Source organism: Dechloromonas sp. ARDL1, from assembly GCF_051122455.1.
In the GTDB taxonomy this organism is placed as follows: domain Bacteria; phylum Pseudomonadota; class Gammaproteobacteria; order Burkholderiales; family Rhodocyclaceae; genus Azonexus.
Genome location: NZ_CP168939.1, coordinates 993262 through 1013364 on the forward strand (window position 1 = coordinate 993262; position 20103 = coordinate 1013364).

Annotated in this window: 20 protein-coding genes; 9 read left to right on the forward strand and 11 right to left on the reverse strand. The window is 60.4% G+C overall.

Features of this window, described 5'->3' with window-relative positions; genetic code table 11:
- Positions 1 to 16: 16 nt before the first annotated feature.
- On the reverse strand, positions 17 to 775 hold the full coding sequence (locus AB6Q56_RS04905; protein ID WP_434516004.1) for an outer membrane protein assembly factor BamD: 759 nt from the start codon (positions 773 to 775) through the stop codon (positions 17 to 19).
- A gap of 65 nt (positions 776 to 840) precedes the next feature.
- On the opposite strand from AB6Q56_RS04905, the gene rluD reads away from it, so the two are divergent.
- The 3 genes from rluD to AB6Q56_RS04920 are packed head-to-tail and all read left to right on the forward strand — an operon-like array spanning position 841 to position 3326.
- Complete coding sequence (gene rluD, locus AB6Q56_RS04910) at positions 841 to 1797, forward strand: 23S rRNA pseudouridine(1911/1915/1917) synthase RluD (protein WP_434516005.1); 957 nt, start codon at positions 841 to 843, stop codon at positions 1795 to 1797.
- Positions 1790 to 2530 carry a peptidoglycan editing factor PgeF gene (gene pgeF / locus AB6Q56_RS04915; RefSeq protein ID WP_434516006.1) on the forward strand — a complete coding sequence of 247 codons (741 nt, stop codon included), beginning with the start codon at positions 1790 to 1792 and terminating at the stop codon, positions 2528 to 2530. The genes rluD and pgeF overlap by 8 nt, the downstream gene beginning before the upstream one ends.
- Positions 2531 to 2558: 28 nt before the next feature.
- Positions 2559 to 3326 carry a ZIP family metal transporter gene (locus AB6Q56_RS04920; protein ID WP_434516007.1) on the forward strand — a complete coding sequence of 256 codons (768 nt, stop codon included), beginning with the start codon at positions 2559 to 2561 and terminating at the stop codon, positions 3324 to 3326.
- Between the two features lie 33 nt (positions 3327 to 3359).
- Here AB6Q56_RS04920 and AB6Q56_RS04925 read toward each other — a convergent pair whose 3' ends face one another.
- Entirely contained in the window at positions 3360 to 3578 is a 219-nt protein-coding gene (locus AB6Q56_RS04925) for a hypothetical protein (protein WP_434516008.1), read from the reverse strand.
- Positions 3579 to 3755: 177 nt separating this feature from the next.
- On the opposite strand from AB6Q56_RS04925, the gene phaC reads away from it, so the two are divergent.
- The 4 genes from phaC to phaR all read left to right on the forward strand — a co-directional run bounded on the left by phaC (position 3756) and on the right by phaR (position 7715).
- The gene (phaC, locus tag AB6Q56_RS04930) at positions 3756 to 5486 is read left to right on the forward strand and encodes a class I poly(R)-hydroxyalkanoic acid synthase (RefSeq protein ID WP_434516009.1); all 1731 of its coding nucleotides are present in this window, start codon (positions 3756 to 3758) and stop codon (positions 5484 to 5486) included.
- A 21-nt stretch (positions 5487 to 5507) separates the two neighbouring features.
- Positions 5508 to 6248: an acetoacetyl-CoA reductase gene (phbB, locus tag AB6Q56_RS04935; RefSeq protein ID WP_434516010.1), complete on the forward strand. Its 741-nt coding sequence runs from the start codon at positions 5508 to 5510 to the stop codon at positions 6246 to 6248.
- Between the two features lie 47 nt (positions 6249 to 6295).
- Positions 6296 to 7039 carry an acetoacetyl-CoA reductase gene (phbB, locus tag AB6Q56_RS04940; protein ID WP_434516011.1) on the forward strand — a complete coding sequence of 248 codons (744 nt, stop codon included), beginning with the start codon at positions 6296 to 6298 and terminating at the stop codon, positions 7037 to 7039.
- Positions 7040 to 7169: 130 nt separating this feature from the next.
- Positions 7170 to 7715, forward strand: coding sequence for a polyhydroxyalkanoate synthesis repressor PhaR (gene phaR / locus AB6Q56_RS04945; protein ID WP_150430230.1), 546 nt, complete (start codon positions 7170 to 7172; stop codon positions 7713 to 7715).
- A gap of 112 nt (positions 7716 to 7827) precedes the next feature.
- On the opposite strand, the gene AB6Q56_RS04950 is transcribed toward phaR, so the two are convergent.
- The 3 genes from AB6Q56_RS04950 to AB6Q56_RS04960 are packed head-to-tail and all read right to left on the reverse strand — an operon-like array spanning position 7828 to position 13526.
- A complete protein-coding gene (locus AB6Q56_RS04950) occupies positions 7828 to 9255 on the reverse strand; it encodes an efflux transporter outer membrane subunit (protein ID WP_434516012.1) in 1428 nt (475 codons plus the stop codon).
- Positions 9252 to 12374, reverse strand: coding sequence for an efflux RND transporter permease subunit (locus AB6Q56_RS04955; protein WP_434516013.1), 3123 nt, complete (start codon positions 12372 to 12374; stop codon positions 9252 to 9254). Before AB6Q56_RS04955 ends, AB6Q56_RS04950 begins: the two co-directional genes overlap by 4 nt.
- 9 nt (positions 12375 to 12383) lie before the next feature.
- Complete coding sequence (locus AB6Q56_RS04960) at positions 12384 to 13526, reverse strand: efflux RND transporter periplasmic adaptor subunit (RefSeq protein ID WP_434516014.1); 1143 nt, start codon at positions 13524 to 13526, stop codon at positions 12384 to 12386.
- Between the two features lie 126 nt (positions 13527 to 13652).
- Between AB6Q56_RS04960 and AB6Q56_RS04965 the strand changes: the two genes are divergently transcribed.
- Positions 13653 to 14279 carry a TetR family transcriptional regulator gene (locus tag AB6Q56_RS04965; RefSeq protein WP_434516015.1) on the forward strand — a complete coding sequence of 209 codons (627 nt, stop codon included), beginning with the start codon at positions 13653 to 13655 and terminating at the stop codon, positions 14277 to 14279.
- Between the two features lie 14 nt (positions 14280 to 14293).
- On the opposite strand, the gene AB6Q56_RS04970 is transcribed toward AB6Q56_RS04965, so the two are convergent.
- The 3 genes from AB6Q56_RS04970 to AB6Q56_RS04980 all read right to left on the reverse strand — a co-directional run bounded on the left by AB6Q56_RS04970 (position 14294) and on the right by AB6Q56_RS04980 (position 16707).
- A complete protein-coding gene (locus AB6Q56_RS04970) occupies positions 14294 to 15274 on the reverse strand; it encodes an enolase C-terminal domain-like protein (protein WP_434516016.1) in 981 nt (326 codons plus the stop codon).
- On the reverse strand, positions 15271 to 16095 hold the full coding sequence (gene menB / locus AB6Q56_RS04975) for a 1,4-dihydroxy-2-naphthoyl-CoA synthase (RefSeq protein ID WP_434516017.1): 825 nt from the start codon (positions 16093 to 16095) through the stop codon (positions 15271 to 15273). Before menB ends, AB6Q56_RS04970 begins: the two co-directional genes overlap by 4 nt.
- 129 nt (positions 16096 to 16224) lie before the next feature.
- Complete coding sequence (locus AB6Q56_RS04980) at positions 16225 to 16707, reverse strand: bacteriohemerythrin (protein WP_434516018.1); 483 nt, start codon at positions 16705 to 16707, stop codon at positions 16225 to 16227.
- A gap of 339 nt (positions 16708 to 17046) precedes the next feature.
- Between AB6Q56_RS04980 and AB6Q56_RS04985 the strand changes: the two genes are divergently transcribed.
- The gene (locus AB6Q56_RS04985; protein ID WP_434516019.1) at positions 17047 to 17394 is read left to right on the forward strand and encodes a PilZ domain-containing protein; all 348 of its coding nucleotides are present in this window, start codon (positions 17047 to 17049) and stop codon (positions 17392 to 17394) included.
- A gap of 8 nt (positions 17395 to 17402) precedes the next feature.
- On the opposite strand, the gene ilvN is transcribed toward AB6Q56_RS04985, so the two are convergent.
- From ilvN to AB6Q56_RS05000, 3 genes are all read right to left on the reverse strand, one after another.
- Positions 17403 to 17714, reverse strand: coding sequence for an acetolactate synthase small subunit (ilvN, locus tag AB6Q56_RS04990; protein ID WP_434516020.1), 312 nt, complete (start codon positions 17712 to 17714; stop codon positions 17403 to 17405).
- A 2-nt stretch (positions 17715 to 17716) separates the two neighbouring features.
- Positions 17717 to 19387, reverse strand: a complete 1671-nt coding sequence (gene ilvB, locus AB6Q56_RS04995) for an acetolactate synthase large subunit (RefSeq protein ID WP_434516021.1) — start codon at positions 19385 to 19387, stop codon at positions 17717 to 17719.
- A gap of 322 nt (positions 19388 to 19709) precedes the next feature.
- Positions 19710 to 19970, reverse strand: a complete 261-nt coding sequence (locus tag AB6Q56_RS05000; RefSeq protein ID WP_434516022.1) for a hypothetical protein — start codon at positions 19968 to 19970, stop codon at positions 19710 to 19712.
- Between the last annotated feature and the right edge of the window lie 133 nt (positions 19971 to 20103).

Sequence of the window (20103 nt, forward strand, 5' to 3'; positions counted from 1 at the left end):
AATCAGATCCAAAGACTTACCAGAGCTTCCACCAGGCGGTCTTGCGTTCCAGCCCATCCTTGTAGAAACGGCTGTTCGGGAAGTTCTTTTTCATTACGCGATCCGCGTCGTCGCGCAAATCCGTCATGCCCATCTTGTCATAGGCGGTAACCATGATGAACATCGCTTCCTCGATTGCCGGGGCCTGCGGATAGGTCTTGATGGCGTACTGGGCGCGATTGGCTGCGGCGATGTAGGCACCTCGCTTGACGTAATAGCGCGCCACGTGGACTTCCAGCGACGCCATGGCGTTGACCAGGTAGTTCATGCGCAAGGTCGCATCTGGCGTGTATTTGCTGTTCGGGAAGCGGGTAACCAGTTCCTTGAATGCTTCGAAGGATTGGCGGGCGGCTTTCGGGTCGCGCTCGGTTGGATCCTGCGAACTGACGTAGGCAGTCAGGCCGAGGTCTTCGTTGAAGTTGATCAAGCCCTTCAGGTAATAGACGTAGTCGACGGCCGGGTGGCTGGGGTGTAGTTTGATGAAGCGGTCGCAGGCGGCAAGGGCAGAACCGGGTTCGCTCGCCTTCCAGTACACGTAGCCGAGTTCAAGCTGGGCCTGCTGGGCGTAGCGGCCGTACGGAAAACGGGCTTCCAGCTTTTCAAGATACTTGGCCGATTTGTCCCAGGCGCCTTCGCCTTGAGCATCTTTTGCCTCGGAGTAGAGCTTGCCGGCAGACCAGCCGCTGGTCTCGTCGTATTTTTCCGAGGTGCCGCAAGCCGCAACAAGGGCTGCCACAAATAGTGCCAGCAATGTGCGGATGAGGGCGGGGAAAGACGTGAATGCGGGTAAACTTCGCATCTATGAATGATCCTATTGAAGATTCCGGCGATTATAGCCGAACTGAACCGCTCCGCCTGACCGTTCCCGAAGCATCCACCGGCCGTCGCCTCGATCAGGTGCTGGCCGACCTGCTGCCCCAGCACTCACGCAATCGTCTGCAGGGCTGGGTCAAGGATGGTTGCGTGTCGGTCGATGGAAAACTGGAAACCGAACCCAAGCGGAAACTGCTGGGCGGCCAGGTGCTGCTTGTTGAAGAACCGGAGGAGGCGCGCAACCAGATCGATCAGCCCGAAGATATACCGCTCGACATCGTTTTCGAGGATGAGACGCTGCTGGTGATCAACAAGCCGGCCGGCCTGGTCGTCCATCCCGGCAGCGGCAACTGGAGTGGAACGCTGATGAACGCCTTGCTGCACCATGTGCCGGGCATCGACCAGATTCCCCGTGCCGGTATCGTCCACCGGCTGGATAAGGATACCAGTGGCCTGATGGTGGTCGCCAAGACACTGGAGGCACAGACCGACCTGGTGCGTCAGTTGCAGGCAAGGACGGTGAAACGGATCTACCTGGCTTTCGCGGCCGGTGTGATCAAGAAGGACGGGGGCGTCGATTCGCCCATCGGGCGGCATCCCACGCAGCGCATCAAGATGGCGGTGGTGCCCGAGAACCGGGGCGGCAAGCCGGCCTTGACCTGGTATCGCGTGCTCGATTCCTTCCCCTATTGCACTTTCGTCGAGTGTTCGCTGGAAACCGGCCGGACTCACCAGATTCGCGTCCACCTCGCGTCAATCAACCATCCCTTGGTCGGCGATCCGGTTTATGGCAAGAACAATCCCAAACTACCCGAATTTCCGCGCCAGGCGTTGCACGCCACGCGGCTCGGTCTCGTCCATCCGTTGACCGGTCTCAAGATGCAATGGGAGGTGCCGATGCCCGAGGACATGCGCAACCTGCTCGATACCCTGCGTTATGGGTGAGTTGCTGGTTCCTGACTGGCCGGCCCCGGCCACGGTGCGCGCCCTGCAGACGACACGGCTTGGCGGATGCAGCGCGGTGCCGTGGGATAGCCTGAATCTTGGCGATCACGTCGGCGACGACACGGCCTGCGTGCGGGCAAACCGTGCGCGCCTGCGTAGCAGCTTGCCGAACGAGCCGACCTGGCTAAAGCAGGTACATGGCACGCGGGTGGTCGATGCCGCCCAGCGCGGTTCCGATGCCGTCGAGGCGGATGCGGCGTATACCCGGCAGCCCGGGGCCGTCTGCGTCGTCATGACCGCCGATTGTCTGCCCGTGCTGTTCTGCAACCGAGCCGGGACGGTCGTGGCGGCAGCGCATGCCGGCTGGCGCGGTCTTCAGGCCGGCGTGCTCGAGGCGACCGTTGCCGCCATGGCCGAAGCGTCGGGCGAGTTGATGGCCTGGTTGGGCCCGGCGATCGGACCTTCCCGTTTCGAGGTTGGCGAAGAGGTGCGGGCGGCGTTCGTCGCCAGCGACCCCGAGGCGGTGGAGGCGTTTGCGTCAGTGTCACCGGGCAAGTGGCTGGCCGACATCTATTTGTTGGCAAGGCGTCGACTGCGTGCAGTCGGCCTGACGTCGATTCACGGTGGCGGGTTGTGTACGGTCAGCGACCGCGAGCACTATTTCTCCTTCCGTCGCGAAGGGGTGACTGGTCGCATGGCGACGCTGATCTGGCTGGCTGCCGACGGCGTATAATCCGCCGCTTTCCATCAGGCCGACATTTGTGAGCACATTATCCTGGATCATTGCCGTATCGCTGGCCGGCGGTGCCTTGAGCGTTGCTGCCGCAGCGGCACTGAGCCTCTCGGTTGGGGCTCATCGGGTCAATATCCTGATCTCGTACGCCATCGGCGCCCTGCTGGGCGCGGCATTCCTGGAAATCCTGCCGCATGCGCTGGAGCACGGCGACCCGCACAAGATGGCGGCCACCGTCCTGTTCGGTATCATGGTGTTTTTCGTCCTTGAAAAACTGGTGCTCTGGCGGCATTGCCACCACGACCACTGCGAGGCCCATGAAGCCCACGCCCCGGCGCACGACCACGGGCGTTCCGGGCTGCTGATCCTCGTCGGCGACACTTTCCACAATTTCGTGGACGGCATCCTCATCGCTGCGGCTTTCCTGGAAAACACCGAACTCGGGATTGTCACCGCGCTTGCCATCATCGCCCACGAGATTCCACAGGAGGTTGGCGATTACCTGATTTTGCTGCATTCCGGCTACAGCAGGCTCAAAGCGCTAGCCTTCAACCTGTTGTCAAGTCTGGCGACACTGGTCGGGGCGATGCTGGCCTATTTCGCCCTTTCTGAACTGACTGAATGGATTCCGACCCTGCTCGGCCTGGCTGCAGCCAGCATGATTTATGTCGCGGTCGCCGACCTGATACCGGGGCTGCACAAACGCACGGAATTGAAGGCCACCCTGCAGCAGGTGCTGCTGATCGGCTCGGGCATCGCCTCCATCGCGCTGGTCAGGGCTCTGGTCGGCGAATAGTCGCCACCAGGCACTGCAGGCAACCGGATCGCCCTAAGCACCCGTATCGCGGCGGTTCTTTTCCGCCATCATCTCCTTGAAGCGCTGGCGTTCACGGCGCACCCGCGACCCGGCAAAGTAGAGCAGGAGGCCGCAGGGCAGGGCACCATAAAACAGGAACGAGATGATTCCGGAAATGATGGTTGGCTCGTTGGCGGCAACCAGAACGGTGACGTAAAGCCACCCGATGACGATGATCAGTACGAGCGACATGGCATGGTGTCGCGGCTAGGCGAGTAAAACATTTCAAGAGTCCGGCTGGTTGCAACAATGTACGGCGCGGGGGTGTCCACGACGCCAGAATTATGCATCCAAATGCATTGACAGCGCGGAAGCGGGTATGGAGAATCCAAAGGCTCCAGCCCCGAAACTACAGATACGAGATTTCCCATGGCGCAGGGATCGAACAACAACGACGCTTTCATGGGTTCTGCCGCGCAGTTCATGCAGGCAGGCCAGAACATGATGCAGCAGTTCATGGATTATCTTGGCAAGTCGGGCGGCCAGTCAGCAGCCATGCCACCGCCGGTCGCCGACCCGCAGGCGCTGACCGCGCTGCAGAAGCAGTTCATGGATCAGCAGATGTCGTTGTGGCAATCCGTACTCGCCAAGCAACAGGGCCAGGAGCCTGCCTTCAAGGTGGCTCCGGAGCCGGGCGATCGGCGGTTTTCAGCGCCGGAGTGGAAGGAAAGCCCGATCTACGATTACCTGCATCAGGCTTATCTGCTCAATACCCAATACCTGAAACAGATGGTCGAGGTGATTCCGGCTCAGGACGAGAAGGCCAAGGAGCGCATGCGCTTCCTCGCGCGCCAGATGGCCGATGCCATGGCACCATCGAACTTCGCTGCGACCAATCCCGAGTTCATCAAGTTGGCGGTTGAGACCCAGGGGCAGAGCATCACCGACGGCATTAATAATCTGATCAAGGATTTCGAGAAGGGCCGTATCTCGATGACCGACGAATCGATGTTCGAGGTCGGTCGAAACATTGCGACGACGGAAGGTGCGGTCGTTTTCGAAAACGATCTCATGCAACTGATCCAGTACGCGCCCCTGACGCCCAAGGTTGGAACCCGGCCGCTGGTCATGGTGCCGCCGTGCATCAACAAGTTCTACATCATGGACCTGCAGCCGGACAATTCGCTGATCCGCTATGCGGTCGAGCAGGGCAACACGGTATTCCTCGTTTCCTGGCGCAATCCGCAGGAGGAACTAGGGCATCTCGGCTGGGACGATTATCTCGAACACGGCCCGATCACGGCATTGCGCGTGGCGCAGGAAATCACCAAGGTCAAGCAGGTCAACGCCCTCGGTTTCTGCGTCGGCGGTACCATCCTGACCTCGGCGCTGGCCGTGCTCAAGGCACGTGGCGAGAGTCCGGTCGCTTCGCTGACCTTGCTGACCACGCTGCTCGATTTCTCCGATACCGGCGAAATCGGCCTGTTCATCGATGAACAGGGCGTAACGGCGCGCGAATCGACAATCGGCAAGGGTGGGTTGTTGCCAGCGCGTGACCTGCAGAATACCTTCTCCTTCCTGCGCGCCAACGACCTGGTCTGGAATTACGTCACGGGCAATTACCTGAAAGGGCAGAAGCCGCAAGCTTTTGACCTGCTTTACTGGAATTCCGATTCGACCAACCTGCCGGGGCCGTTTGCTGCCTGGTACATGCGCAACATGTATCTCGAAAACAACCTGCGCGTGCCGGGCAAGCTGACCATGTGCGGCGAGCGGGTCGATTTGGGCAAGCTTGACATGCCGGTCTACCTGCTGGCTACCCGCGAGGACCATATCGTGCCTTGGCAATCGGCCTACCAGAGCACGCGCCTGCTGAGCGGCAAGATTCGTTTCGTGCTGGGCGCCTCCGGCCATATTGCTGGAGTGATCAATCCGGTCAGCAAGAACAAGCGCAGCTATTGGGTTAACGACGATCTGACCGTCGAGGCCGATGGCTGGCTGGCGGCGTCGGAGGAGAAGAAGGGAAGCTGGTGGGCCGACTGGGCTGGCTGGCTGAAGCCGTTGTCGGGAGAACAGCGGGCACCGCGCAAACCGGGGAATACCAAGTACAAGGCCATCGAGCCGGCACCCGGACGTTATGTCAAGGAACGCGCGGTATAAGAACTTCCTGAGGAGATGAAAATGTCCCGAGTTGCACTGATTACTGGCGGTATGGGCGGACTGGGCGAGGCCATCTGCATCAAGATGGCGGCGCTGGGCTACAAGGTTGTGACGACGTATTCGCCGGGCAATGCCAAGGTGGATGGTTGGCTCAAGGGTATGAACAACATGGGTTACGGCTTCAAGGCCTATCCATGTGATGTGACTGATTTCGAATCGGCCAAGGCCTGTGTCGATACGGTGACCCGGGAGGTCGGTCCGGTTGACGTTCTGGTCAACAACGCCGGCATCACCCGCGACATGACCTTCAAGAAAATGACCAAGGCTGACTGGGACGCAGTCATGAGCACTAACCTCGATTCCGTCTTCAACATGACCAAGCAGGTCATGGACGGCATGGTCGAGCGCAAGTGGGGGCGGGTGGTCAACGTCTCCTCGGTTAATGGCCAGAAGGGCGCTTTCGGCCAGACCAACTATTCTGCAGCCAAGGCCGGCATGCATGGCTTCACCAAGGCGCTGGCCCTGGAGGTCGCCAAGCAAGGTGTGACCGTCAATACCATTTCCCCGGGTTATATCGGTACCAAGATGGTCACCGCCATTCCGCAGGAAATCCTCGATTCCAAAATTCTGCCGCAGATCCCGGTCAATCGCCTGGGCAAACCGGAAGAAATCGCCGGCCTGGTGGCTTATCTCGCTTCGGACGAAGCGGCGTTCGTGACTGGTGCCAACATTTCCATCAACGGTGGTCAGCACATGTTCTGACCGGCGTAATTTTTACCCCGCTCTATCTAAATAAGGAAGGAAGAAATATGACGCAACGCGTTGCTCTCGTTACCGGTGCCATGGGTGGTCTCGGAACCGCTATCTGTCAAGAACTGGCCAAGGCCGGCCACAAGGTTGTCGCCTCCTATCATCCGCAGTTCGACAACAAGGATGCATGGCTGGCCGATATGGCTGCTGCCGGCTTCAAGGATTTCGTCTGTGTCGCCGGTGATGTCTCCGTGCTGGAAGATTGCCAGCGCATGGTTGCCGAGGCTGAAGCCGCCTGTGGTCAGGTCGATATCCTGATCAACAACGCCGGCATCACCCGCGACCGCATGTTCGCCAAGATGGAAAAGGATGGCTGGGATGCCGTTATCGCCACCAACCTGACCTCGCTGTTCAACATGACCAAGCAAGTCTCCGCCAAGATGGCCGAGCGTGGCTGGGGCCGCATCGTTAACATCTCTTCCGTCAACGGTGTCAAGGGTCAGGCTGGCCAGACCAACTACTCTGCCGCCAAGGCTGGCGTGATCGGTTTCACCAAGGCACTGGCCGCCGAACTGGCCGCCAAGGGTGTGACCGTCAACGCCATCGCCCCGGGCTACGTGGCTACCAAGATGGTCATGGCGATCAAGCCGGAAGTTCTGCAGACCATCGTCGACTCCGTCCCGATGAAGCGCCTGGCCAAGCCGGAAGAAATCGGCTATGCCTGTGCCTACCTGTCGAACGACCTGTCCGGCTTCACCACCGGCGCCACCATCAACATCAACGGCGGCCTGTATTACCAGTAATTCGATGTCTATTTCGGCATGAAATCTTGCTGAAATTTTGCATCGCAACAGTCAATAGGCGCCTCCGGGCGCCTATTTTTTGCACTATAATGTTGCGCTGCACACAAACAATCGTTTTGAGGATCGCAGCATGTCGGAACCGGTACGCCTGATCAAGAAATACCCCAACCGTCGTCTTTACGATACCAAGACGAGTGCGTACATCACGCTGGGCGACGTCAAGGACCTGGTCCTCAAGTTCGAGGTTTTCAAGGTGGTCGATGCCAAAACCGGCGATGACCTGACGCGCAGCATCCTGCTCCAGATCATTCTCGAAGAGGAAACGGGCGGCGTGCCGATGTTCTCCAGCGAACTGCTTTCCGGTTTTATCCGCTTCTACGGCAGCACCATGCAGGGCATGTTGGGCAAGTATCTGGAGAACAACATGAAGACTTTCGTTGATTTTCAGCAGAAGCTACAGGATCAGTCGCGCACCATTTATGGGGCGGGCGACAGCACTCATCTGCAGACCGATTTCTGGAACCAGTTCCTGAATTTCCAGCAGCCGGCCATGCAAAGCATGATGACGGCCTACATGGACCAGTCCAAGAAAATGTTCCAGTCGATGCAGGATCAACTGCAGAGCCAGACGCGTAACATGTTCACCGGTTTTCAGGCGGACAAGCCTGAAAAGTAGGACTTCTCACCGGCTCGTCGGTCGCCGATAAAGCAATGAAAAATGGCCGTCGAAACGGCCATTTTTCATGGACAGGCTGCGCAACTCGCAGCCCGTATTGCCCGATATGGGATCAGCTCTGGCTGTCGGTTTTCCAGCCGCCGCCCAATGCCTTGAACAAATCGACCGAGGTACTCAGGCGGGCCTGTCGAACGCTGATTGCTGACAACTGCGCCTCGTTCAGGGTGCGTTGGGCATCAAGCACTTCCAGATAGCCGGCATGGCCCGCTTCGTAGCGCAGGCGGGAGAGCGCCATTGCCTTTTCGGCGCGGTCGACGCGGATGCCTTGCGCCTTCTCCTCATCGCCGTATTCGCGCAGGCTGACCAGTGCATCGCGAACTTCCTTGTAGGCGGTCTGCAGGCTGTTTTGCCAGGCAACCAGCGATTGCTGGTTGAGTGCCTTGGCCTGGTCGACCCGGGCCGAGGTGCGGCCGAAGTCGAGAATGGGCATCAGTGCCGACAGGCCGAGCGACCAGGCGCTGGATCCGGCACTGAACAGGTCGGAGAGCGCCTTGCTTTCGCTGCCCAGGCTGCCGGTGAGGGTGAATTTCGGGAAGTAGCCTGCCTTCGCGATGCCGATGCCGGCGTTGGCAGCGATCAGCTCCTGTTCGGCCTGGCGCACGTCGGGGCGACCTTCGATGAGATCCGATGGCAAGCCGGCCGGCGGTTCGGGTAGCAAGGGCAATTGTTTCAGGTTACCGGCGGCGATTTTCAGTTCTGGATTACCCGTGAGCAGAGCCAACTGATGTTCGGCCAGCGTGCGCTGACGACGTTGCTCGGCCAGTTGCGCCTGGACGGTCGCCAGCGCGCCTTCCGCCTGATAGCCGTCGAGCGGAGAGGCCAGGCCGGCGTCGACACGCGTCTTGACCAGACTGAGGCTTTCCTCGCGCGTCTTGACGGTTTCGGCCGTTACGGCGAGTTGGGCATCGTAGGCGCGGAGGGCCAGGTAGGTATCGGTAACCAGGCCAGCAACGCTCAGGCGAATCGAATCACGGGAGTACTGGGTGGCCAGTATGCTGGCCTGTGCCGCCTCGTTGGTACGTCGGATGCGGCCCCACACATCGAGTTCGAAGGATGTGCTCAACCCCGCGCTGCGCGCGTGGCGTATCTGGGGCAGGGTGGCGAAATAGGTGGCCGTCTTGGTGCTGGCCTTGGAGCTGCTGAGACCGGCCGAACCATCGATCTGCGGGAAGAAGGAGGCACCGGCCTCGCGGGCGACGGCGTCGGCCTGTTCAACTCGGGCGATGGCTTGGCGCAGGCTGGCATTGCCGGTGAGTGCTTGATCCACCAGGTCGTTCAAGGTGGGGTCGTTGAATAGCGTCCACCAGCTTGGGTTGATCGCCGGGTTGCTGGCGACGGCGACATTTTCGGCAGGCTTGGCTTCGCTGAAGACAGCCGGCAGCAGGGAGGCCGGGCGCAGGTAGTCCGGGCCAACGGCGCAGCCGCTCAGGGCAAACGCCAGGGCAAGCGGGGTGAGACGGATGAGGATTTGGGAATTCATGCCTTTTCCTCCTCGTTGTTGTCGAGGTGCGAAGGGTCGATTTGCTTGCCGCGCTCCAGCCATTTGAAGAAAAGCGGTATGAATAGCGTGGCGATGAATGTTGCGGCGAGCATGCCGCCGAAGACGCCGGTTCCCATCGACTGGCGGGCGGAAGCACCGGCACCGGTCGCCTTGACCAGCGGGAAGACGCCGAGCACAAAGGCGAGCGAGGTCATGATGATCGGCCGCAGGCGCAGGCGGGCCGCTTCGACGGCGGCCTGGGCCGCACTCATGCCCTCGGCGTACTTCTGGGCAGCGAACTCGACGATCAGGATGGCGTTTTTCGACGCCAGTCCGATGAGCACGACGAGGCCGATCTGGAAGTAGATGTCGTTCGGCATGCCGCGCAGCCAGATGGCGGTCAGTGCCCCCATCAGGGCGAAGGGCACGGCCATCACGACGGCGATGGGCAGCGACCACTTTTCGTACTGGGCTGCCAGAATCAGGAAGACCATGATGATGGCGAAGCCGAAGGCCTGCAGCGACGAGCCGGACGTGCGCTTTTCCTGGAAGGCCTGGCCGGTCCACGCGATGCTGTAGCCGTCGGGCAGGGTGGCATTGGCCACTTCCTCGACGATCCTGATCGCGTCGCCGGAGCTGATGCCCGGCTTCGAGTCGCCCATCACCTTGGCCGCGATGAAGCCGTTGAAGCGCTCGACCTGCTCCGGGCCGACGACATTCTTCACCTTGCTCACCGCCGACAGCGGGATCATGGCGTTGGTGGTCGCACTGCGCACATAGACCTTGCCGATGTCGTCAGCCTTCATGCGGTAGTTGGCCACGGCCTGCAGCTGCACGCGATAGACGCGGCCGGCCTTGTTGAAGTCGTTGACGTACAAGGCGCCCATCGTGCTTTGCAGCGTCGAGTAAATATCGGCGACGGGAATGCCCAGGGCCAGCGCCTTCTGCTCGTCGACCTCGACATACAGCTGCGGTACGGTCGGGCGGAAGAAAGTCGAGATGCGGGTGAATTCCGGATGCTTCTGCAACTCGGCCATGAAGGCTTGCGTGACTTCGTTGAGCTTGCGCGCATCGCCATCGACGCGGTTTTGCACGTAGACTTCGAAGCCGCCGGCAGTACCCAGGCCCATGATCGGTGGCGGGTTGAAGACCAGGCCCATGCCGTCCGGCTGCATCATGCCGAAGCCCATGAACTTGCCGGCGAGGTCTTGTGCCTTGCCTTGCCGTTCAGACCAGTCTTTGAGAGGGATGAACATGGTGCCAGCGTTAGGCTTGTTGCCGCCGCCGATCAGGTCGAAGCCGGAGACGATGAAGGTGTGCTTCACCGCTTCGTCCTTGGCGATCATCTGGCGCATGCCTTCACCGGTCTTTTCGGTACGCTTCAGCGTCGCGCCGTCCGGCAGCATCAGTGCCGAGATCAGGTAGCCCTGGTCCTCGGACGGTACGAAGCTGCCCGGGATGACGCGGAAGAAGAGGGCTGTGCCGCCGATGATCAGCGCGAACACCAGCGCGCCGACGATGCCGTGCTTGAGCGTGAAGCCGACGGCCTTGGTGTAGTTGTCGGTCAATCGCTCGAAGGCGCGGTTGAACGGCGCAAACAGCTTGTTCTCGGTATGCTGGGCCTTGAGCAGCAGCGCGCACAGGGCGGGCGTCAGCGTCAGCGCGACGACGCCGGAGAGCACCACGGCCACCGCCACGGTGACGGCGAACTGCTTGTACAACTGGCCGGCGATGCCGCCGAGGAAGGCAACCGGCACGAACACCGCACACAGCACCAGCACGATGGCGATCAGCGCACCGGTCACCTGATGCATGGCCTTGATGGCTGCCTGCTTGGGCGGCAGCTTCTCTTCGGCCATCAGGCGCTCGACGTTCTCGAGCACGACGATGGCGTCGTCCACCACGATACCGATGGCTAGCACCATGGCGAACAGGGTCAGTGTATTGATCGAAAAACCGAACAACCACAGGCCGGCGAAGGTGCCGATCAGCGAGATCGGCACGGCGACCATCGGGATCAGCGTGGCGCGCCAGCTTTGCAGGAAAATGAAGACGACGGCCAGTACCAGCACCATGGCCTCGATCAAGGTTTTCACCACTTCGTTGATTGATGCCGACACGAAGCGCGTGGTGTCAAAGGGGATGACGTAGTCCATCGCTTCCGGGAACTTGCCCTTCAACTCGGCCATCTTGGCCTTTACCGAGTCGGCGACCTCCAGCGCATTGGCGCCGGTTTGCAGGAAAACACCCATGGCAATGGTCGGCTGGCCATCCAGCGTCACGCGCTGGTCGTAGCTGTAGGCGCCGAGTTCGATGCGGGCGATGTCCTTGAGGCGTAGCAGGCCGCCCGGGCCGCTGGCACGGATGACGATATTGCCGAACTCCTCCTCGCTCAACAGGCGGCCCTTGGCCGTGACGGTGTAAACCAGTTGCTGGTCGTTCGGTGCCGGCTCCTGGCCGATCTTGCCCGCCGCATTCTGGGCGTTTTGGGCGGTGATGGCGGCGGCAACCTCGCTGGAGGTCAGTCCTAGCTGTGCCATGCGATCCGGCTTCAGCCAGACACGCATCGAGTAATCCTGCGCGCCGAAAATGGTCACGTCGCCAACGCCTTTCACGCGCTTCAATTCATCGACGATGTTCAGGCTGGCGTAGTTGGATAAATAGAGCGTGCTGTACTTGCCGCCCTCTGACTTCAGCGCGACGACCTGCAGGATGTCGTTGGAGCGCTTCTGGACGATCACGCCGTTGCGCCGTACGGCTTCAGGCAGGCGCGGCTCCGCGGCCTTGACGCGGTTGTTGACGTTCACCGCAGCCATGTCGACGTTGGTGCCGACCTCGAAGGTGGCGGTAATGGTTACCGCGCCGTTGGCGCTGGCCGACGAGGTGAAGTACACCATGTTCTCGACGCCGTTGAGCTGCTCCTCGATCGGCGCGGCGACGGTCTTGGCCAGCGTTTCAGCGGAAGCACCCGGGTAGGTGGCGGTAATCAGCACGGTGGGCGGAGCGATCTGCGGATATTGCGCGATGGGCAATACGCGCGAGGCGACCAGTCCGGCAATGACGATGATGATCGAGATGACCGACGCGAAGATGGGCCGGTTGATGAAGAATTTTGCCATGGCGACTCCTTACTGCTTGGCCGGGCCGCCAGCCGCCATGCCGGCCATTCCTGCCGGTGCATCATTCGGGCCCTTGGGCGCGATCGGCGCACCGGGACGCAGCTTGATCAGGTTGTCCACGATCACCTTGTCGCCGGCATTCAGGCCGCCGAGAATGACCCAATCCTTGCCGTACCATTCGCCGGCCTTTACCGGGCGCGGGGCGACCTTGTCCTCCGGGCCGGCGGTCATGACCAGCGTGCCCTGCTCGGTTTGCAGCACCGCCGACTGAGGCACCAGGAAGACACCGTCGCGCTCGCCGGTCAGAATGCGGACGCGGACAAACTGGCCGGGCAACAACTGGCCACTGGCATTGTCGAATTCGGCGCGCAATTGCTGCGTGCCCAGCGTGGTATCGATGTTGGTAGCGAGGAAGTTGAGCTTGCCGCGCTTTTCGTAGACCTGTCCGTTCGACATGACCAGTTCGACGCCCTTGATGTCCTTTTGCGTCATGCGCCCGTTAGGGAACTTGGCGAGGTCGCTTTCGCCCAGGCTGAAGCGCACCCAGATCGGATTGGTCTGGTAGATCGAGGTGAGCAGGCTGTCGGCGGTCGAAATCAGGTTGCCGTCCGACTTGATGGCGCGGCCGGTCGTGCCGGCAACCGGGGCGGTAACGGTGGTCCACGACAGGTTCAATTCGGCCTGCCGCAGCGCGGCCTGGGCCATGGCATTGGCCGAGACGGCGTCGTCATAGTCCTTCTGGGCGATGGCCTTGGCTTCGGCCAGGCCTTTCAGGCGGCTGGCTTCGCGTGCTGTCTGCTCGGCCTTGGCCTTGGCTTCGGTCAGGGCGATTTCATAGGGAGCTCGGTCGATCTGGAACAGCGGCTGGCCAGCTTTCACGGCATCGCCTTCCTGATACAGGCGCTTGAGCAGGATGCCGCCGACCCGGGCGCGCACCTCGGTTTCGCGGGCGCCTTCGGTCTGCGCCATGATTTCGATGCTGGTCGGCACTTTCTGCGGTTGCATCTCGATGACGGTGACCGGCATCGGCCCCTGTTTCGGCGGTCCGCCCGCCTGCTTGTCACCGGAACATCCTGCTGCGCCAAGGGCGCCAATCAACGCCGAGATAATGAAAGGCAGCGATTTGCGCTGAAAAATGGCCGTCGGGTTCACGCGGATTCTCCTTGATTATTTTTGCTGCGATGATTATAAACATTCATGAATGTATGTAAATAAATTTGTGTGTAGAATCGCACTGTCAGATGTAACGGATAGTAAAAGGTTCGGCGGAGAAAGATCGTGGTCAGAAAAACAAAAGAAGAAGCGGAGCAGACGCGCAAGGAGATCATCCATGCCGCGCGCCGGGTATTCCATGAATACGGCGTCAGTCGTTCGACGCTGGAAAAGATAGCCAAGGCGGCAGGGGTGACGCGTGGCGCGGTGTATTGGCATTTTCAGGATAAGGCGGAGTTGTTCTTCGCCATGCGCGAGGATGTCTTTGCTCCGCTGGTCGAGCGTACAGATGCCTATTTACTGTCGGAGCGCTTCGACAATCCGTTGGATGCCATCGAAGCATCGATAACCGAGTTTTTCCGCGTGTTGGAGGATAGTGCGGTGGTGCGCGAGGTCTTCGAGATCATGATTTCGCGCTGCGAATATGTTGGTGAATTCAGCTCGGTGGAGGAGGAAGTCGGTCGCCCGGCGCAGAATTTTCTCGCCAAGATCGAACGGGTTTACCGGCAGGCGGCAGAGAGGGGGATGCTGCGTCCAGGGATCGATCCGCTGGATGCGGCACGCGATACGTGGGCTTTCACCAGCGGTTTGCTGCATTTGTTGCTCAGTTGCCAGCGCGGTTCAGATCTTTTCCAACAAGTGTCGGCCATGATCCGCGTTCATATGGCGATGCGACGAATCACGCCCGCCTGACCATCGGTTCGGTCCTACTTGCTGGGGGATGCGCAAGCGAAGCTGTCGTGTGGTGTGAACCCGAGGCCGGCAACGGTTGGTAATTGCATCCGGCCGGTGATAACGGGGTACGGTGTCCCGGTGTCCGAGGCAAACCAGTCGGCAGTCGTCAGCCCATGTACGCTTTCCGGGGCGACGGCGGCTGCCAATTGGGCGCAGGCCGCAAGGCCGCAGGCACTTTCCAGACCGGATGTGACGGTTGTTTCGATGCCGGCAGAACGGGCGCGTAGCGCCAGTTCGATGCTGGATAGCAACCCGCCGTGCCGAGCGGGTTTGATGACCAGGCGCCGGACGAATGGGTGGCGAAAGAAACCGTCGTCGATCAGTTGTATCGATTCGTCGAGGGCGATAGGCCAGGGCGCCATCGATTGCAGACTCCCCAGTGCAGGGCGATCGGGGGTGGCCAGTGGCTCCTCGAGCCCTTCGATGGGAAGGTTGATGCAGCCTGATACGAAAGCCTTTGCCTCGGCCAGGCTCCATGCGCCGTTGGCGTCGAGTCGCCATGAAATTTGTTGCGCTGAGGATGAGGCGAGTTGGCGTAACCGGGCGATTTCCTCGGCGACCGGACTGACGCCAACCTTCAGTTTGACCACCGAAAAGCCTTGTACCGCAGCCCTTTCCAGCAAGGAAGGGGTGTCGTCCGACAAACAACCGAGATTACTGTTGACTGCCAGCTCGGTAACCGGCGTATCGCCGCTCAGCCATTGATGTAGGGGCCGGCCGGCGCGTTTGGCGACGAGATCGAGGTGGGCGCTTTCTTCGGCGAAGGCGTCGGCTGCTGCGTCGACAATGCCGAATTCGGGCAGCGGGGCCGAGTCACCCCAGCCATATCGGCCGTCGCCGGAGCGCAGGCGCAGCAGGCGGCCTCTGCGCTGGACGATTTCGCCCTTGCTGGTGCGCCACGAGCGTTTCAGGGGCAGCGCGTAAGGCAGCCAGTCGGCGACGACGATCTTCACGGACGTTTGCGATACTTGCCGAAGTCGGGTGGGCGACGTTCGAGCCAGGCGTTGCGACCCTCCTGGCCTTCGTTGGTCATGTAGAAGAGTCCGGTGGCGTTGCCCGCCAGTTCCTGGATGCCGGCCAGGCCGTCGGTGTCGGCATTGAAGCCGGCTTTGATCATGCGCAGTGCCATCGGCGACAGCTTGAGCATGTCGCGACACCAGTTCACCGTTTCTTCTTCCAGCTTGTCGACCGGTACGACCGCATTCACCAACCCCCAGTCGAGTGCCGTGGCGGCATCGTACTGACGGCAGAGCAGCCAGATTTCCTTGGCGCGTTTCATGCCGATGGTGCGTGCCATGAGTCCGGCGCCCAAGCCGGCATCGAAGCTGCCGACGCGCGGTCCGGTTTGCCCGAAGCGGGCATTGTCGGCTGCAATGGAGAGGTCACAGACCAGATGCAAGACATGACCACCGCCGATGGCAAAGCCGGCAACCATGGCCACCACCGGTTTGGGCAGGCGGCGAATCTGCATTTGCAGGTCGAGCACGTTGAGGTGTGGGGTACCGCCTTCGTCGATGTAGCCTTCCTCTCCGCGCACCTTCTGGTCGCCGCCGGAGCAGAAGGCTTCACTACCCGCGCCGGTCAGGATGATGGTGCCGATGGTGTTGTCGTGGTGGGCGCGATGAAAGGCGTCGATCAACTGTTCGACGGTTTCCGGGCGAAAGGCATTGCGCCGCTCGGGCCGGTTGATGGATATCTTAGCGATGCCCTCGGCGGTTTCGTAAAGAATGTCGGAGTAGGTGTGGGCGCTTTGCCAGCGGATGCTTGTCGTCATGATTCGGCGGTGGGTTGCAATGAGCCGAAGTATAGCGTCGGCAAGCGGTTGCCGATTTGATGCGGCGCGTGGCGTTATGTGCGGAAGCACGCCGGTCGACGACCTGGCGCGCTTTGCCGACGGCTTCGTTTAGCGGAAAAAACGGCCGAGCAAACCAGAAATGAAACCGGCACGAGCTTCCGCCTTTGGGTGTGCAACTTCGTGGTGCGCCGCTTCGGGGCCGACCATTTGCTTCACCGAGTCGGCGTAGTCGCGGTCTTCGTTGGCAATGTGGTTCAGCAGCCACTTGGCCAACATGGAGTGCAGTTCGTCAGCGATATCCTCGCCCTTGGCGGCGCGCATTGTGAATTCGGTGACCCGCTTGATGAAGAGTTCGTGGACTTTCTTGTGCGGCTTGATGAATTTGTAGCCGGCTTCTTCCATCATCGATTCTTCGAAACCGAAGTGGGATTGCGTGTAGTCGATCAACTGCTCGATGACATCGGTAACCATCGCCTTGTCACCCTTGGTCTTGGCAATTTCCAGATCATTGATGTAATCGACGATGCGGCGGTGCTGGGAGTCGATGACGTCGATTCCGGTGTCCAGCTTGCTTTCCCAAATGATAGGCATGTCCATTCTCCCGTAGTCACAACTTTTGGTGCCCCTGGTGCTTGAGAAGGGCTGTTATGAGGTGAGCCAACAGTGACGCGGAGGCCAAGTGCGTGGTGCTCTGAAACGATGTTGGCAAAATTGTGGCAACACTTTCCGCTATTTCCGAAGGGGCAATATTGATGTGGGTCAATTTTTGGTGAGTTCGCCACGACCCCGAAAGGTGTGGTTATGCCTTTGAAATATTTGGGAAATTGACTGTTTTGGCGAGGGCTCTTGTTTACCGGGTACGGCGCGGCTATACGCTTTGGCATTGCTCGTGTGAAAATGCAGCTTCGCTAGTTCGATTGGAATGCCACTGTGAAAGAACGTCGCCGTTCGCCTCGTGTTCGCCTGCTGGGAGAGATTCACCTCAGCCTGGGAGGAAAAAACCTGCGGCTGCCGGCTTCCGATATTTCGGTATCCGGTGTCGGGGTGCTGATCGAGGAGCGCGTTCTGGGGGCCAAACCGAGCGGCGAGGTGGGTATATGCCGTATTGAATCGCCGGATTTGGGCGGCGCCATCGAGGCGTATGTCAGCGTGATGCGGATACGTCGTGTCGGCAACCTGCGACTGGTTGGCTTGCGTTTTGAGTCAATCAGTGACGAGGAGCTTGAGCTGATCCATGAATACAAGCGGAAGTGCCGGCTTGCACCGGCAACTTCCTGATTACTTCCTCAAGCCCGGAAAAAATTCTCCAGATTCTGGAAGACTGCATGGTCGGCATTGTGGCGTCGAATGCCGATAACGTCTTCGAGTTTGTCAACCTGCTTCATCATTTGCGGCAAGCGCTGGTCTTCGTTGACCAGCAGCCAGATCCGGCTACGGCTGCCGTCGCCCAGCGGCAGGCAGAGGATGCCTTCCACGTTGTAGGCGCGGCGTGAGAACAAGCCGACGACGTGCGACATGACGCCAGCGTGGTTGTTGACGTCAATTTCCAGTACGGCGCGGGACAGCGCGTTTTGTTCGTGGCGGTTAATGGCATTCATGTTCAGGCTCCGATCATGTCGCGGTTGGCAGCACCCGGCGGCACCATGGGGTAGACTTTTTGCTCGGCATCGATGCGAGCATGGATCAGACACGGGCCGGGCCGGTTGATGGCTTCCATCAGCGCTGCGCAAGGGTTGGCGACCTGAGCGAGATCGATGGCCGCAATGCCGAAACCCTGAGCTACCTTGACGAAATCGGGGGTGCTCTTGAATTGCGAGGCGAATAGGCGCTCGCCATAGAACAGCGTCTGCTGCTGATGCACCAGGCCAAGGGTCGCATTGTTCATCAGCACGATCTTGACGTTCGCGCCTTCTTCAGCCGCGGTGACCAGTTCCTGGATGTTCATCAGGATCGAGCCGTCGCCGGTAAAGCACACCACCGTCCGCTCCGGTTCGGCTAGTGCAGCACCGATGGCGGCAGGGACGCCGAAGCCCATGGTGCCCAGTCCGCCTGAGGTGAGCCATTGCCTGGGGCGACGCAGGGGGTAGGCCTGGGCAACCCACATCTGGTGCTGGCCGACGTCGGTGGTGATGGTGGCCTCATTGTCGAGGCAGGCAGCGACGGTGCGGATCAAGCCGAAATGCGACAGCGGATTATCCATGTCGGGCATCGCCAGGGGATTTTCGGACTTGAGATCTGCGACACGCTGCAGCCATTGGGTTCGCCGGTTCTCTGCAACCGCCGGTATCAGCCGGGTTAGCGCCTCCGCAACATCGGCCGTGATGCCGATGTGGGCACTCTTGATCTTGTCCAGTTCGGCCGGGTCGATATCGATGTGAATGATTTTCGCCTGCGAGCAGAAGGCGGCGACCTTGCCGGTTGCACGGTCGTCGAAGCGGGCGCCGACGGCAACCAGAAGATCGCATTCGTCCAGCGCAAGGTTCGTGTAGCGGGCGGCGTGCATGCCGAGCATGCCCAGGGACAATGCATGGTCGACCGGCATGGCGCCCAGCCCCATCAAGGTCATCACGGTCGGCAAGCCGGCCTTTTCGGCAAGTTGAACGGCCAGCCCCGAGGCAGCTGAATGAACGACGCCCCCGCCTAGGTAAAGGATCGGGCGCTTGGCGGCGTTGATCATCGCTGCCGCTTCGGATAACGCCCAACCGTCGGCCTGCAGCGGCGCTTGGCGCTGACCGGGTACCGGCCACTCATCAATCTCAATTGCTTGCAACTGCACGTCCTTGGGAATGTCGACCAGCACCGGGCCGGGGCGGCCTGAGGCAGCGAGTTCGAAGGCGCGTGGGATGACATCCAGGAGTTCCTCGGCCGAGGAGACCAGGAAGTTGTGCTTGGTGATCGGGATCGACAGACCGTAGGTGTCGACTTCCTGGAATGCGTCGGTGCCGATCATGGCCTTGGGAACCTGGCCGGTGATGGCGACTAGTGGAATCGAATCAAGCTTGGCATCGGCGATCGCTGTCAGCAGGTTGGTTGCACCTGGGCCTGAAGAGGCTAGACAGACTGCGGTCTGACCGGTGGCGCGGGCCATGCCCTGGGCCATGAAACCAGCCCCCTGCTCATGCCGGGCCAGCACGTGATGGATGATGGGCGACTGCCCGAGTGCATCGTAGATCGGCAGGATGGCACCGCCGGGGATGCCGGCGACGGTGCGGACACCCTGGCGTTCAAGCAGTCGCACGGTGATTTGGGCGCCGTTCAGTGTTTCTGTCATGGAGATTCCTTTGGGTTGTTGGCTCAACCGGCGGGCTCCAAAACAAAACCCCCGCCGGTTTTGGCCGGCGGGGGTTGGTGAATTCCTGGTGTTTTGTTTACCTGACCCGCGACGGCGCGTGCGTTACGACGCCTACCTTAACTACGCATACGACGACCGGCGGCACTGCGCAGGCAGTGGCGGGGCGGAGTGTACGGGTAGCGTTCATCGGAAGTCGGTTCAGATAAAATCGTGATGGTTACGAACTATCGCTGAGTCATTCGGGAAAATCAAGCGTTCTGTCAGTAGGGGTATGGAGGCACGGTCGTCTATCGTTTGTCGCTCAAGCCGCGACGGCGAGTCCCTTGACCTGGCGGCGTTCCAGGCGCCGCATCTCGGCGCGGAATGCAACCTGTTGTCCGGCGGTGATCATCCGTTGCCCCGAGCTGCCGTTCCACTCAAATTGCACGCCGTTGATATGAACGCCAGCGTGAATCAGCGCATCGGCCAATTCGCGCAGTTCAGATTTTTGGATACGGCAACCATCGCTCAATGTGGCTACGAATTCATTCTTGAACAGGATAATGCTGGCGGTTGTTGTCATGTCGTTTTCCTCCTGAGGCTAAGGTAGCGCGATGCTGGGTGCGTAGTGTGTGGCGTATTCCACACTTTCCAGGAAATACCCTGGATGTCGCTCGGGCGGGGGGAAATCGGCGGAGTGTCGTTCGATCAAGTGC

What these genes read in the sequence shown, in the direction of transcription:
- AB6Q56_RS04925 (WP_434516008.1), bottom strand. Translation starts at nt 3,578, where the DNA reads ATGTCGCTCGTACTGATCATCGTCATCGGGTGGCTTTACGTCACCGTT.
- phbB (WP_434516010.1), top strand. Translation starts at nt 5,508, where the DNA reads ATGTCCCGAGTTGCACTGATTACTGGCGGTATGGGCGGACTGGGCGAG.
- phaC (WP_434516009.1), top strand. Translation starts at nt 3,756, where the DNA reads ATGGCGCAGGGATCGAACAACAACGACGCTTTCATGGGTTCTGCCGCG.
- phbB (WP_434516011.1), top strand. Translation starts at nt 6,296, where the DNA reads ATGACGCAACGCGTTGCTCTCGTTACCGGTGCCATGGGTGGTCTCGGA.
- ilvB (WP_434516021.1), bottom strand. Translation starts at nt 19,387, where the DNA reads ATGACAGAAACACTGAACGGCGCCCAAATCACCGTGCGACTGCTTGAA.
- AB6Q56_RS04950 (WP_434516012.1), bottom strand. Translation starts at nt 9,255, where the DNA reads ATGAATTCCCAAATCCTCATCCGTCTCACCCCGCTTGCCCTGGCGTTT.
- rluD (WP_434516005.1), top strand. Translation starts at nt 841, where the DNA reads ATGAATGATCCTATTGAAGATTCCGGCGATTATAGCCGAACTGAACCG.
- pgeF (WP_434516006.1), top strand. Translation starts at nt 1,790, where the DNA reads ATGGGTGAGTTGCTGGTTCCTGACTGGCCGGCCCCGGCCACGGTGCGC.
- phaR (WP_150430230.1), top strand. Translation starts at nt 7,170, where the DNA reads ATGTCGGAACCGGTACGCCTGATCAAGAAATACCCCAACCGTCGTCTT.
- AB6Q56_RS04955 (WP_434516013.1), bottom strand. Translation starts at nt 12,374, where the DNA reads ATGGCAAAATTCTTCATCAACCGGCCCATCTTCGCGTCGGTCATCTCG.
- menB (WP_434516017.1), bottom strand. Translation starts at nt 16,095, where the DNA reads ATGACGACAAGCATCCGCTGGCAAAGCGCCCACACCTACTCCGACATT.
- AB6Q56_RS04980 (WP_434516018.1), bottom strand. Translation starts at nt 16,707, where the DNA reads ATGCCTATCATTTGGGAAAGCAAGCTGGACACCGGAATCGACGTCATC.
- AB6Q56_RS05000 (WP_434516022.1), bottom strand. Translation starts at nt 19,970, where the DNA reads ATGACAACAACCGCCAGCATTATCCTGTTCAAGAATGAATTCGTAGCC.
- ilvN (WP_434516020.1), bottom strand. Translation starts at nt 17,714, where the DNA reads ATGAATGCCATTAACCGCCACGAACAAAACGCGCTGTCCCGCGCCGTA.